Origin of the sequence: Maribacter aquimaris (genome assembly GCF_014596745.1) — a bacterium.
GTDB lineage: Bacteria > Bacteroidota > Bacteroidia > Flavobacteriales > Flavobacteriaceae > Maribacter_A > Maribacter_A aquimaris.
On record NZ_JABTCF010000007.1, the window covers coordinates 194,938 to 210,482 of the forward strand.

At 39.4% G+C, this 15,545-nt stretch carries 4 protein-coding genes; 2 read left to right on the plus strand and 2 right to left on the minus strand.

What is annotated here, in order from left to right:
* Positions 1–260: 260 nt before the first annotated feature.
* Positions 261–4,448, minus strand: coding sequence for a hybrid sensor histidine kinase/response regulator transcription factor (locus HPE56_RS12600; protein ID WP_188244109.1), 4,188 nt, complete (start codon positions 4,446–4,448; stop codon positions 261–263).
* 16 nt (positions 4,449–4,464) lie between these two features.
* Positions 4,465–7,329 (minus strand): DUF5060 domain-containing protein, encoded by a 2,865-nt coding sequence (locus HPE56_RS12605; RefSeq protein ID WP_188244110.1) that lies wholly within the window; start codon positions 7,327–7,329, stop codon positions 4,465–4,467.
* Positions 7,330–7,980: 651 nt separating this feature from the next.
* Here HPE56_RS12605 and HPE56_RS12610 point away from each other — a divergent pair.
* Together HPE56_RS12610 and HPE56_RS12615 are read left to right on the plus strand one after the other, a co-directional pair.
* Complete coding sequence (locus HPE56_RS12610) at positions 7,981–12,192, plus strand: hybrid sensor histidine kinase/response regulator transcription factor (protein WP_188244111.1); 4,212 nt, start codon at positions 7,981–7,983, stop codon at positions 12,190–12,192.
* Between the two features lie 242 nt (positions 12,193–12,434).
* Complete coding sequence (locus tag HPE56_RS12615; RefSeq protein WP_188244112.1) at positions 12,435–15,542, plus strand: SusC/RagA family TonB-linked outer membrane protein; 3,108 nt, start codon at positions 12,435–12,437, stop codon at positions 15,540–15,542.
* Positions 15,543–15,545 lie beyond the last annotated feature (3 nt).

Consider the following 15,545-nt stretch of genomic DNA (forward strand, 5'->3'; position numbering starts at 1 on the left):
CTTCTCCTAAGATTTTAAATTTTGAATATTTTTTCTTCATCCTGAATACCACTATGCACCACTATCAAAAATATATTAGTATTATAACCTTGAATGCCAAGTAATGAGCAGTAGGTGAAACTAATGTTGCAGATGGGCGGCACCCAACCTTTTACACAACATTCGTGTTAATTGACGCAACATTTGTTGCAAATGACCATGAATCATTAACATGAAAAAAAATATAAAGTGGTAAAAGCGCTAATTAGTTTTAGGGAAAGTTAAGGTCTCACTACATCTGTCGGAAGGACCCCAAATAGTGCCTTGAAACATTTTGTGAAATAGGAAGGGGATGAAAACCCTACTTGATAGCAAACCTCGCTGATGTTTATTTCCTCATCGGTTTCAATGATCTGCTTGGCTTTCTGCAATCGTACGTTTCGTAAAAACTCATTTACGGTCTGTCCCGTTAGTGTTTTGATTTTTCTGTATAATTGGCTGCGACTTAGATTCAGCTCTTTGGCCAATAACTCCACGCTCAAATCGGGATCACTTATGTTCTCATGAACATAATTCAACACCTTTTGTATAAATCCTTTATCCAGTGAGGTGTTATTGGTGTTTTCATCACCACCACTGATATTCCTAAAATACTTATCAAAGATGATTTGTCGACTTGTGATCAATTGATTGAGCCTAAGCCTTAACAACCTCATATCAAATGGCTTGACCATATAGGCATCGGCGCCGAATTCGATTCCCTCGATCCTATCGTCTATTTTAGCTTTTGCGGTCAGCATCAATAAAGGTATATGGCTGGTCCTCAAATCCTCCTTAATAAACTTGCAGAACATAAACCCATCCATATTGGGCATTATGACATCGGTTAAAATAATGTCCGGTAAAATATCTTTCGCGATTTTTAGCCCTTCTTTACCGTCTTTGGCCACGACTACCTTGTATTGTTCCTTAAACTCATCTTTTAGATAATTCCGCAATTCGGCATTATCCTCAACGATCAACAGTGTGTAAGACTTATATTTAGGGGTTGATTTTTCATCTTGCTCTTCTATTTCCCCTTTTTCACTATCAATTACCCCAAAGGATTCCCTAGAAGAAGGTCTCAAGGCCTTCGATTCTTCCAAAAGAAGCTCATTTTCATTGAAATACTCCATCCCATTGGGTAAAACTATTCTAAATGATGTGCCTTTTCCCAACTCACTGGTCACCTCAATCTTTCCTTTATGCAACTGCACGAAGCTCTGTACCACCTCGAGCCCTATACCGGTTCCCCCATAATAGGTTTCATTAAGGTTTTTTACTTGATAGAAACGTTCGAATATTTTCCCGACCTGTTCTTCCGTTAATCCTGGTCCTGTATCGGAAATAACTATTTCGACAACCTTTATCGGTTCATTTTCATCAACCAATGGCAATTTTTCAAAAATATCGTTTGATACAATATCCAAGGTTATACCCCCACCTTCATTCGTGACCTTCATCGCATTGGAAAGAATATTGAAAATGATTTTCTCCAACATTTTCTCATCGGCGTAAATGGGAATATGATCTTGGTCTTTATCGATGGTCAAGTGTATGTTCTTGCTTAATGCCTCCGCTTCGAAATAATCTATCACCTCATTCGATAATATACTTAAATCAAGTTCCTTTACCTTAATATTCAATTTGTTATGTTCCAGTTTCCTGAAATCCATAAGCTCATTGATTAGCCGATAAAGCCTATCCGTATTTTTATAGATAACATTGTGTTTATTCCTGATCTTAGCCGGTAGGTTAAGGCTCTTATCCCCAATAATATCTTTAAGAGGGTTTATTATAAGTGTCAAAGGGGTTCTGAATTCATGTGAAATATTGGTAAAGAATTGTAGCTTCTGCTTATACAATTCATCTTCCCTTACCCGCTGGTCCCTTTCGGCACGAATCAGTTGTTTTTCTTTTATACGTTTCTGTGTGACCAAATTCAACAGATACACCCCTAACATGAATAAACACAGATAACAAAGAATTGCGATATTCGTTTTCCACCAAGGAGGCAGTACGGTAATTTTTAGTTCTAAGGGAGGCTCATTCCAAATCCCATCATTGTTCGCTGATTTTAACTTAAAGGTATATTCCCCTTGATCCAGGTTGGTATAGGTTGCACTTCTTTGACTCCCTACATAATTCCAAGAATCCTCCAATCCTTCGAGGTAATAGGCATATTGATTCTTTTCTGGTCGCGTATAATTAATACCGACATAGTCAATGGTGAAAACAGACTGGGTATGATCTAATGTAATTTCTTTTGTTTCAGAAATGACCTTTTTCAAAGGGGATCCTTCCTCATTAGCAACCACCCCCTCATTAAAAAGCTTAAACCCTGTCAAATATAACCTTGGAACCCTTTTGTTTTGGCTAATCCCATTGGGGTCAAAAAAATCAATGCCTTTATAATTCCCAAAATAAAGGATACCTTGGTCATCTTGTAATACCGCATTGAAATTGAAATCATCGGAAAGCAATCCATCGTTTTGGGTATAGTTGGTAAACTCCCCTTTTTCCAGATTGATTTTGGTAATGCCCGAGTTACCACTAATCCAAATATTGCCATTTTTACTTTCCAAAATACTGGAAACCGTTTCATCATTTAAACCAAGGATCTCATTGTAAAAAACATATTCATTCGTTTCATCATCATAACTACATAGGCCCGAGCCCCTAGTGCCTATTAAGATTTTCCCATCCTTACTTTCATATAAGGAAAGTATATGGTTGGCACTGGTCTTATTTTGACTTGTATTATGAACCTTTTCCGCAAGGGATTTCACAACGAACCCTCCCGAACGTTCCTGAGTGACCTTAAAAAGACCTTGGGTCGTACCCAACCAGAGGTTATTCTTGGTGTCGACCAATACTTTTCGGATAGCGCTGGTATGAATCTCATTTTGCACGAATGGTTCTGAAATATGCCTAATAAATTCCTGGGTTTCCGGATTGTATGAAATGAGTCCGTCGTAGAAGGTCCCAATCCAAATTGTACCGTCGGCACCCTCCGCAAAGCTCATTATCCGATTGGAATTGAATACATCAGGCAGGTTTTGGCTACTGAAATTTGTAAAAAAAGATTCCCCTTGCCTTAAGAGAAATAGACCATTTTGCCAACTTCCGGCCCATAGATTTTTTTGACTGTCAAAAAATATGGTTTGAATATCCAAACTTTTTAGCCCGGAATACTTGCTTTTTCCCCTTCCAATATGTTCAAATATGTTCGTTGAAGGATCATAGGTGTCAATACCACCACCGTCCATACCTATCCAAAGCTTACCGTCATCATCCATTAAAATCCCGGTAACAGACCCCACTTCCAGTGAATTCGTTTCATAGGGCAGACTTTCAAGTCCCTTGAATTTATCGTACAAACTGTCGTAGACCGATATGCCACTATTGTAATAGCCAACCCAAATCCTGTCATCCGCATCCAACAACAATGCCCAAATAGAATTTGAGCGGATACCATTTTTATCGGTTTTGTCCTGAACATACTTACTGATAAGCTTCCCATCCCCATCAATATGTAATAGACCATCATTCTCTGTACCGACCAAGACGGTCCCATCGGTAAGTTGGACCATATCCAGTATTCGTTTGTCGGTAATATCATAATGGCTAATGGTATCCAAGCCACCCATCTTATTTATGCCTTTTACAATTTTATAGACCCCTTGCGATACTGTCCCAATCCATATAGAACCGTCCTGGGCCAACAAAATGGACTGAACCTGATGCTTAAAGGGAACCATGCCTTTATCGGTATTGAAATACGAAAAATCAAACTTATTGTCCTCTTTAAGGTATTCCTCCAGACCCAAACTGGTACCCGCATAAATTTTGCCCTCCCCACTAACCTTTATATCATTGACATTCACAATATTCCTTGAGGAAGCAAAATTGGAAGCCACCCGTCTAATAATCGAATCCCCTGCCGCCAATCTGAAATAACCATTCTCAAAACTCCCAATGAAGATATTATCTGAAGCATCGCCATAAATCGTAAATGCCGAAAAATTGGAAATACCACTTTTATTGTTCTTTTCAAGTGGAATCCGTACGAATTTATCCAAGTCCCTATCATAAAGGTTCAACCCGTTCTCGGTGCCTATCCAAAGTCTATTTTTCGTATCTAAATAGGTACAGTGTATTAAACTACTATTTAAGGAAGTGGAGTCATTAATCCGATGTTTATAGGATGTATAATCAATGCCATCGAATTTATACAGGCCTTCGCCATTGGTTCCCATCCAAATAAAACCATTCTGGTCCTGAATTATGGTAGAAACCGCAACCTTGGAAATACCATCCTTGATATTCTCAAATTCAAAGCGCTTGGTTGCTTCCTGAGCCATCACAAGCACAGAACCCAGTGTACTGAGAAATACAAAAAAAAGATTTATCCTATTTCTATTGCTCATATATACATACTAGGGATTATTCAGGGGTTATGCTACTATCTGTGGTAAGAATCCATCTATCCATTTCGAAACCATCCTCCCGCATTGAAAATGATATTATATAATCCCCTGGTGAATCAAAATTAAGAAAAATAGTTTTTGGAATACCGCAATGGTTATCGGAAACCCGCTGTGCCGATGACCATGTCCATTGGTTCTTGTTTTCACACCATTGCATCCTGGCGCCACTTTCGGGCCATGCACCATCAACCCCAACATGCACCCCGTTATCTTCGGATCCACTCGAATAGGCACTTACCCAAACATAATATTTTCCTGGAGTATTTATTTTGACCTTATAGGATACGATACCGCCAATAGCCGCTATAGGGAAAAAATTCACACCGTGCACCAAAGGATCGTCATGTGTAACCCTAGTGTCGGGTAAAGCTTCAATATAAGCACCATTGCTGGATGTTTCTAGATGGTGTTTTATTTCGGAATCGGAAGATTCCTGTGACTGTAAAATCCAATCGCGCTTAGTGCCATTATTCGATTTATAGTGAAAGGATTCTGCCTCTACCTCCAAATACCCATTGTTTTCCTCAAATGGGGCTACATTCTTCAATTGTTCCTTTACAGATAGTCCGTCCGGAACCAATTTAAGGGCATTCCATCGACCTCTAGACCAAGCGGTTTCCCCATTTTCCGGTATTTTTCCATTGGTCATGACCTTTGATTCTATTTGGATGACATCATTGGTATATAAGTACATCTTATCCACAGCATGCCTAATGGTCTTAAAGTTTTCAGTGACCTCCGGATTTACCAGTGTATCCAGTACCGTTCCATTAACACGGACAATATATTGTGATTCCCCATCGTTTTCAGCCATACTGATAAAGGATGCCTTATACAGGCCCTCCTTACCCGTAAAAACGGCATATGCAGAAGCAAAACCATTGCGTTGATCCTTTTGGGATGCATCAATGGCCAAAACCCCGTTTAATTCATCGCGGTAAAGCGAAGGTTTTCCATTATTCTGTTCATATACAAAATCACTCAAGGCATCCAAGGTTATAACCTCCGGTTTAGATTTTGCTTTTGTATCTACAACTTTCTTGCTTTTTATAAGGGCTACCCAATCCCCTACTTTGCTTGGAGGGTAACCAATATCCACGGCTTTCCCTCCTTTGATTTGTTTTAATGTCCCTTTTTGGAGTTTCCCTCCGGTTCTCGGATTGAACCATGCTACCGTAAACATTGATGCCGTATTCAATATATCGATGGTTGTTTTCTGGACCTTTGGAAGGTATATGGCATAGATTTCCCTGTTTTTTACAAAGACATAATCATCATCATTACTTGTTAGATCATCCGCACTATGCATATCAGAAAAAGGGAGATGGTCATGAAAAAAATCAAAGGCAATTTTCGTTTGGTCCCACAAGGCATCCCGCGACCTCCAGTCTTCACAATTCAAATCCATATGGGCAAACTTGTACCCAAAATACCATTCAACCCCAGCACCCCCTGCCATTAAATTACCCCAAAGCACCGGGCCCCTTACTTCATCATGAGCTGGGTCATCCGCATCGGGTTTTGCCCCGACATCGGCAGGGCCTATCTCATCGAGATTCACTACCCATGTTTTATTGGTTTTTAGGGATTCCTGAATCCACTTTTTAGTTGTTTCATGCACCAGATGCGGATCATGGATTTGGATGGATGGTCCATCTAAATATGGGTTACCAAGAAGCGGTCGCAGTATTTGGTCTTGCTCTTCAGGAACTGAATGTGTGTGCAAAGCCACAAAATTTTGATAAGGATCATTACGCTTAATGTACTCCATCATTGCCTTTCTATCTTCATCATCCTGCCCTTTTGGCGACCAATGAACGGGACCGTTCTCTTCACCCAAATTCCAAGTAACACCCAAATGGTGGGAAAAACGGGCTATTAATTCCCGTAAGTATAACTTTCTTTGCACACCCAACTGTCCTATATCCAACAACAATTCATTTTCTGTCTCTTGCAATACTATATGGAGCATCAATCCCAGTTTGTCCATATGATCAAAAACAATCTCCCACTGATCCAACTTGCTACAATCGAATCGATACCTTTCATTTTCATGAATCCAAGGCCAGACATCCTTTCCATCCCCTTGAACGTTCATGGTTAGAAAATAAACAGCGTTCATTCCCTTAGATGCCAAATAATTCAATGCGCCTATTATATTTTTTCCCTTATTTCCCTGCCATACCGGATCACCTTGTTTCCAATCCCCGGCATGAGGCCCATATTTGTGCGAAGCAGGGGTTTGATCAAATTCATAATATCCCAAAAAATCCTCAGGGCTATCTGCACCTCCTTTTAAAAAAACCTCTTTGGTTTCGGCATAACTTAAATATCGGTCCCCTGTATATAGAATACGCCCTTTGGATTCCGGCCCCAATGAAACTTCTTCCATATCGGCAATCACAAACGAACCTTTGGCCCCATCAAAAAACACGGGGCTCCCTGCTTCCACTGAGTCGTTTACCGCAATGTTCTCTCCCTTCCTAAATGAAACCTTATACTTCCATTCCCCGATTTTATCGGGTCTGAATCGGACTTTCCAAATCTTCCCCATGGTTGAACTGCTTTCCGATGCATTCCCATCAGCAGCATAAAAACCGGGTATAACATATTCGGTATTCCCATTTTTAAAAGTAACGTTGAGGCGATAATTCAAAAAAGGATTATAAGCGTCATCCTCACTCAAATCTTCCCCCTCAAAAGTTAAGGTTACTTTATGCCATTTCTGTAATTCCCCTTGTATCCTTACCTCTTGCCCAAGCAGATTATTACAGCTGAAAACAATGATGAAGAAAAAAAATAATGCCTTTGTACTTCCCATTAATAATATCATTTAGCCGTTACGTTCGACGAACACAATTATTATTTGTAATAGCCTTTAAAAATATTAAGTTATCCATATCATTCGTAGTACGCATGAAGCATCCTATGCGACAATTGTGGCATTTTAAATTATAAACCCTAACAGGAAATACGATATGGGATTTCAATTTGGGATTTCTAGTTTTTTACCGCTAATCAACATGAAGGTAATTTCCCTTTGAAATTTAAACAACTAATGGGGTACAGTGAAGATTATGGACAAAGTAGCATGTTATTAGAAAGGGATTGGCCAAAGGCATATTATAGTGAATTACGCCTTTAATGTTATGGGACATGAACCGTAGGGAAAAGGCATAAAATACTAGAATCAAGGATTCTTAATCCGTAATACTTTCTATGCCCATGCTTTTTTCCGACTACCTTTGATACTCTTTCGTTATAATTCTATCTGAATAAATTCAATGGTTAAATCTATCTTCTACAGTCTTAGGTTTGCAACTTGGGAAAATGCAACCTTCACTAAAAATAGTTTAAGTTACAGAACGATAGTATTACTGTGGATGAATGAATGTATAAAGATTTTTTTAAAATTCTATTTCACTAACTTTATCCATAATTAACTCCAATTCCTTCAAGCCCAATTCTATTCATGCAGAAAAATAATTTGCTATTAATTACTCTGTTTGCTTTTATCACCTTTACTTCAGGTGTGGGACAAAGTTTCGATTACAAAATCAATTCGCTTAGTGATAAGTTGAGTATTACCGACAATGTTACCTCCTCTTTTTATAAGGATAAAAAGGGCTTTTTATGGATAGGTAAGATGGATGGGTTATATAAGTACAATGGTTATGATTATGAAATTTTCCCAAATACCTTTAATGGTGAAACCGGGTTGAGCAACCCATGGGTGACGGCCGTAAATGGTTTGCGTGATTATTTGGTGGTCGGCACCAAGAATGGCTTGAACTTATTTAATAAGACCAATCATACCTTTACTTACATTTTTCCATCGGAAACCAATCCGGAACAAAGTAATTATATCACTTGTTTGGATGTTGACGGTAATGAAGACGGTATTTATGTAGGCACGACAAACGGATTTTTTCGGGTTAGACTAAAAACAGAAGGCTCCTATGCTATCCAAGAAATTGAATTTGAAGGATCAAAGACCATAGGACAAACCCCAGAGGTTTATCAAATAATCACTATGGCCGGGGGGGCACTAATAAGGACTTCCAAAGGGCTTTTTTATTTAAGTGTGGATGCCCCCGCTGCCAAACCTGTTTTGGTGGAAATGGATCAAGATGATAAGACACTTAAGGAGTTTAGAACCCTGTATCTTACCAAGTCTAACGATTTACTGATCTTTGCGGATGGACAAACCTACTTTTCAAAGCTGAATATTGGTGCCTTTGTCAATGGCGTTCCTTTAAAGGTTCAGAATATCTCAAGTATATACAGTAATTGGCCCAATCCTGAACTTATCAATAATTTTCTAGAGGACATAAATGGGTCTATATGGATTGGCACCGAAGGGGAAGGATTATTCGTGTACCATAAACAAACAGATAATTGGCAGAACTATAGGCATAAAATCAATTTTGCCAATGTACTGAACAACGATTTTGTAAGAACATTGTTTGAGGATCCCTCGGGAATGATCGTTGTTGGTACTGATGCTGGGGTAAATACCGTGGTTACTTTGGAGCAGAGGTTCCATATTATCAATAAAATTGACAAAGGTGATAGGGTTGGAACAGAAATTGTCAACGTTCATGGAATTTTGGAAGATAACGATTCCAATTTATGGATAGGAACCCGCGGGAAGGGACTTTTTGTATTGAAAGGGGAAAAACAATTAAGTGTAGGCGCAGATGTCAACAACGCATTGGGGCATGTTAGATCAATAATTCAAGATAAAAAGGGATCTATTTGGGTGGGAACCCAAGGAGGGATTTATATCATAGAGAAACCGATACGGGATAATGAAGACCTCAAAAGGCAATTTCACCTTAAAAAACCAAGCCTTTTACCAGGAGAGAGTGTTTATGCCATATTGGAGGATAAGGATGCCAATAAATGGATTAGTACTTCCAGTGGATTGTATGTATCTACAGCCTTGGGAGAATTGAAACGGATAACAAACACTTCGATTGGAACTTCGCTAGACAACAAAATCATTTATTCCTTAATGCTCGATAGTAAAAACAGGATATGGTTGGGGACATTGAACGGAAGGATAGCTTATTTGGAGTATAAGGATTACGGCATTTACATATCAAAGTATAAGAATCTAGGAAAACCATTGAACTTTAAGATCATTAGGATTGCAGAAGCCTATAAAAAGTATTTTGAGAACTATGAATCCTATAATCTATGCGAGGTAGCCGATAACACCATTTTAGTAGGTACCAATTTTGGTATTTGTGAAATAGATTTGCCAAATAAGGAAATAAAGCCATTCCTTTCGCTAAAAAGGTCATCCAATCCGTTAAAGGTTGGTATGGGGTATGTATACGGGCTATTGTATGATAAGGACAAGAATAAAATATGGGCGAGTTCGAATAATGGATTATTCACCTATGATTTCGATTCATCCGAAGAGGAACGGTTTGGTATTAAAGATGGATTGCAGTCTTTGGAATTTAATGGCAACTCTGTTTATGCGGGTAAATCGGGGAATTTTTATTTTGGTGGTTCCAGCGGTTTGAATAGCTACGATTCATCGATCAATATCAATAAGAACGACTACCGTCCGAATCTTGTATTGACCAAGTTGATCGTCAATGGCAAACAAGTCCGGGTAAATGATGACAATCAAATACTGGAAGAAGAAATATCATATGCCAAAAACATTAGGTTAAAAGCAAAAGAAAATACGGTCGGACTCGAGTTTGCTTCATTGCATTTGCCATATTCCAGTAATAATATGTATCAATGCAAATTGATCGGGGTTGACGATGATTGGCGCTATTTAGGTAATGAACGATCCATTAACTATGCAAACCTTCCCAAGGGGGATTATCAGTTTCATCTAAAGGGAACCAATAATGATGGGGTTTGGAATGCCGAAGAGCTTGTTGTGCAGATTGAGGTTATGCCAGCATGGTATGCAACATGGTGGATGATGTTCCTTTGGTACTTGATAGGGATCGGGATCATTATTTCATTCGTTTATATCCTAATAAAGAACCGGGATAGCCGTAATGAGCTGAAAATACAGGAAATAGAACGAAAGAAACTATCGGAAATATATGAATCCAAATTAATATTTTTTACGAATATCTCCCATGAGTTAAGAACACCACTGTCGTTGATTGTAGACCCTATACATAGTTTGATCCAACAAAAGCATGCAAATCGGAACAACGAATTATTGGGTATAGTTCAAACAAATGTAGAGCGCTTAAGAAGATTGGTCGACCAAATAATGGATTTCAGAAAATATGAATACGGAAAATTGGAGTTGAATATAGGCGAAGGTGATATAGTGGAGAGTGTTCGAGTGATAACCAATTCGTTCGTACATGTATCAAAAAACAGGAATGTCGATTATGAGATCAAACTTCCCAAACATCCTATAATCATGTTCTATGATCATGATAAGGTGGAAAAAATCCTATACAACTTATTGTCCAATGCATTCAAGGCCGTGAAATATGGAGGCCAAGTACGCGTTTCGATAGGGGTTTTAGACACTAAGAAAGGAAGGTTTGGGGGGCGTGGATACAAGCTGATCTGTGGCAAAAAGGAATACTCCGACAAGGACAATCATATTTTCTTGAAGGTAAAAGACGACGGAGGTGGCATTTCCGAAAAACATGTGCAAGATATTTTTACCCGTTTTTATCAAGATGACAGTGTAAACTCAGGTACAGGAATTGGTCTATATATGGTAAAACAGCTTGCTGAAATGCACTATGGATCAATATTATTGAAAAGCAAAAAGAACAAGGGAGCCTCTTTTGTGGTATTATTACCCAAGAACAAAGATCTTTATAAAGTTTCAAAAACGGTATCACCATCAATAATACCGGCGAAAAGTCAAGTGGAAACACTAGTCGTTCCCGTTTCAGAAGAATCACTGGCCGTTGACAAAATTAAGCAGTATAGTGTGGCCCTTATTGAGGACAATGACGAATTGCGCATGTATTTAAAACGGATACTGCAAAATGATTTTAATGTTTATACCGCCAATAATGGTCTGGAAGGAATAGATTTAATTCGGGAAGAAACCCCTGATGTGGTTGTCAGTGATATTGTAATGCCTGAAATCAATGGTATTGATCTTTGTAAAAGGATAAAAGGTGATTTCGAGACAAGCCATATCCCCATAATCTTGCTCAGCGCCAGGGCTTTCGACCAGCAAGTGGTTGAAGGTATAAATTCAGGGGCTGATGCATATATTACCAAACCTTTCAACAAGGATATTCTGATTGCCAAGATCAATAACCTCATCAAAAATCGAGAAAAGCTCCGATTAATGTTCCAAAATGCCAAAATATTGGAACCTTCAAAAGTTACGGTAACCTCCATTGATGAAAGATTTCTGCTGAAATTGAAACAAACCATCGAGAAAAACATCCAAGACCAAAACCTGACTTTGGAAATACTGGCCACCGAGATCGGTGTGAGTAGGGCCCAGCTATTCCGGAAGGTGAAGGCGCTGACCGGACTTACCCCTAATAACTTTATAAAATCAATTCGGTTAAAATATGCCGTCCTATTGTTGGATGAGGATAAATTCCAGATAGCGGAGATCGCTTTTCTCTCCGGTTTCAAAGAACCGAGTTATTTTTCAAGATGTTTCAAAGAAGCGTATGGATGTAGTCCAAAAGAGTATAAAAAAGACATCTAGAAAATCATCCTAAAATATCCATCCATTTTCCATAGTAATTTCATCGTATTTGTCGATGACCCCGTTAAACTTCGATTATATGGGGCCTATGGTACTATTTTATACGTATTTGATACGGAATTATAAGTTTTCAGGCCAATGATTCCGATAATTTTACAAGAAGCAAATCCACTTTTTTTATTGGGTATTTGTTGAACCGAATAGAATAGGTTCTGAACAAACTAACTAAAAACTTTAAATCTATGATGAAACAAATTAAAAGCGTGGTCACTAAAGCCAGGATTCTCGGCTTTTTAATCTGCTATGTAGCTTTTGTATCCAGCGCAAGTGCCAACTACGGTCCGGCATTCTCGTTGGACAGCAAGGAAAAGGAAGTAAAAGGTAACGTTGTCGACGACCAGGGTATACCCTTACCTGGAGCGGCTATTGTAATTAAAGGTACTACAGATGGTACGACTACCGACTTTGACGGTAATTTCAAAATTCAAGTACCTTCAGAAAGTTCAGTATTGGTAATTTCTTATTTAGGATATAAGACCCAGGAAATTATCGTGGGTGCACGAACCAATATACGGGTGCAAATGGAGCCAGAAGCCAATTCCCTTGAAGGAGTCATGGTTGTGGGTTACGGTAAGCAAAAAGTCAAAGATCTGACAGGGAGTGTCGGTTTTGTCAATGAAGATGTTTTAAAGGAGAGTTCCGTTCCTACGGTGTCCCAAGCGCTTCAAGGAAAAGTTGCCGGGGTACAGATTACTGCGGATTCCGGTGAACCGGGAGGAGGAGTTGCAGTGAGAATAAGGGGTACAGGTACTTTTGGCAATAATGATCCATTGTACGTTATAGATGGGTTTCCGACAAAATCGGGAATCAGTTCAATCAATCCATCGGATATAGCCTCCATTTCCATTCTTAAGGATGCTGCAGCTTCCGCCATTTATGGTGCCCGGGCAGCCAATGGGGTGATTATAATTACGACCAAAAAAGGAAAGGCTGGGGTTTCCAAAATCAGCATCGAGAGTTATTATGGTTTTCAACAGGCTGCCAAGCAGATTGATGTGTTGAATTCTCATGATTATGTTATGATAACAAAAGAGGCTTACAGAAACTCAGGTCTACCTGACGATGCGTTTTGGGGAGATCCCAGTGAGTACGGTCCAGGTACGGCTAATCCAACCGATACCAATTGGCAAGATGAGGTGTTTCAAAATGCACCCATTCAAAACCACCAATTTACTTTTTCAGGAGGGTCTGAAAAATCGGATTATTTATTTTCTTTAGGCTACTATGGCCTGGATGGTATTGTTATAGGTAGTGGTTTTGAGAGAATATCGGCCCGTATTAATGGTAGTACCAAATTTTCGGACAAGTTTAAGGTAGGAACCAATTTATCGTTAACTACAAGTACACAAGATGTGGTACCCGACGATCATTCTTGGACAAGTGTTCTTTTTGGGGCATTAAGGGAAAGACCCATGGTACCCGTTAAGGATGCCGATGGTAATTGGGGAGGAAACATAGGCCCGGCAGAGTATGTTGGAGATGGAGGAAATCCTGTGCGTTTGGCTTTGATGAATTATGATACCAGAAAAAGTTATCGGGTCTTGGGTAACTCTTATTTAGAGTATACACCTATCTCCGATTTTACCTTCAAAAGTTCTTTTGGATATGATTTCCTATACTCTAAAGGAAAGGATTTTGATCCTACATATACCGAGGGTAGCTCACAAGCCATTCAAAACCAGCTTTCCGAGACATCATCATTGTATACCACTTGGGTGTGGGAAAATACGGTTAATTATACCTTTGATATAGGGCAAGACCACCATTTTGATGTTTTGGCAGGTATTACCAAAGAGGAAAATAGATATGAAACCTTAAACGCCAGTAGAAAGGATTTCCCCAATAACCAAAAATATATTTGGTATTTAGGTGCGGGAACAGGAACTAGGGACAACAGTGGCGGTACTTCGGAATATGCACTTATGTCCTATTTAGGAAGACTAAACTATAACTACAAAAACCGATATCTTTTTCAAGCGAATGTAAGGCGCGACGGCTCTTCCCGATTTGGGGAATCCAATCGCTTCGGAACCTTCCCTTCCGTATCGGCAGGATGGATTATAAGTGAAGAAGGTTTCTTCGATAACACGAAGGCTTTTAACTATGTTAAGCTACGTGCGAGTTATGGTAAATTAGGGAATCAGGATATTTACAGTAACTACCCTTGGGCGAACAATCTTGATTTGGTTTATTATCCTTTTGGCACCTCACAGGGGACTGTGCCAGGATACGCTCCCAATGCCGCTTCCAATCCGGATGTTACCTGGGAAACTACCATTCAAAGCAACTTTGGTCTAGATCTTAAAATGTTCGATAATAGTGTTTCTGTGACTGCGGATTATTTTATAAAGGACACAGAGGATATGTTGCTGACCTTGCCGGCACCGGCTACTTCGGGTTATTCAACTACGGCCTATACCAATGTCGGTAAAATCAGGAATAGTGGTATTGAGTTGGCCTTGGATTACCAGTCACCTTCCGATAAGGAATTTACCTATAATATCGGGGGTAACTTTACCAAAATAAAGAATGAGGTAAAGGACCTTGGTACCGTAGATTATATTTGGAGTGACCAGGCTTATTTGGGGGAACGCTGGACACGTACCGAGGTAGGTATGCCCATTAGCCAGTTTTTTGGTTATGTTGCGGACGGACTTTTCCAAAACAATGCCGATATTTTGGCACACGGGGTGCAACCTGATGCCAAACCGGGCGATATTCGATTCAAGGATGTCAATGAAGATGATGTTCTGGATGATAAGGATCGTACCTATATTGGTGATCCCAATCCCGATTTCACTTTCTCGGCCTACGCACAGACCAATTATAAAAACATTGACTTTAGTGTACGCCTTTACGGTTCTTACGGTAATGATATTTACAATGGTATGATTCGTCAGGTAGAGACTGCTTCGGAACCCTACAACAAATGGACGAACATTTTGAACCGATGGACAGGTGAAGGGACTTCCAATTCAGTGCCAAGGGTAACCCGTGATGATGTGAACCAAAATACAAGAAGCTCTTCACGTATGGTAGAGGATGGCTCTTTCCTAAGAATCAAAAATGTACAATTGGGTTATTCTATGCCGGAAAGTATCCTTGAAAAGTTAAAAGTAGACCGTCTGCGTTTTTATATTAGTGCCGAAAACCTCCACACCTTTACTTCTTATCGCGGTTTTGATCCGGAAATGTATCAGACTAAAGGGTCAAGGACCGACCTTGGGGTCGATAGGGCCAAATATCCTGTGGCCAGTTCTTTGGTACTTGGCATAAACTTATCCTTATAATTC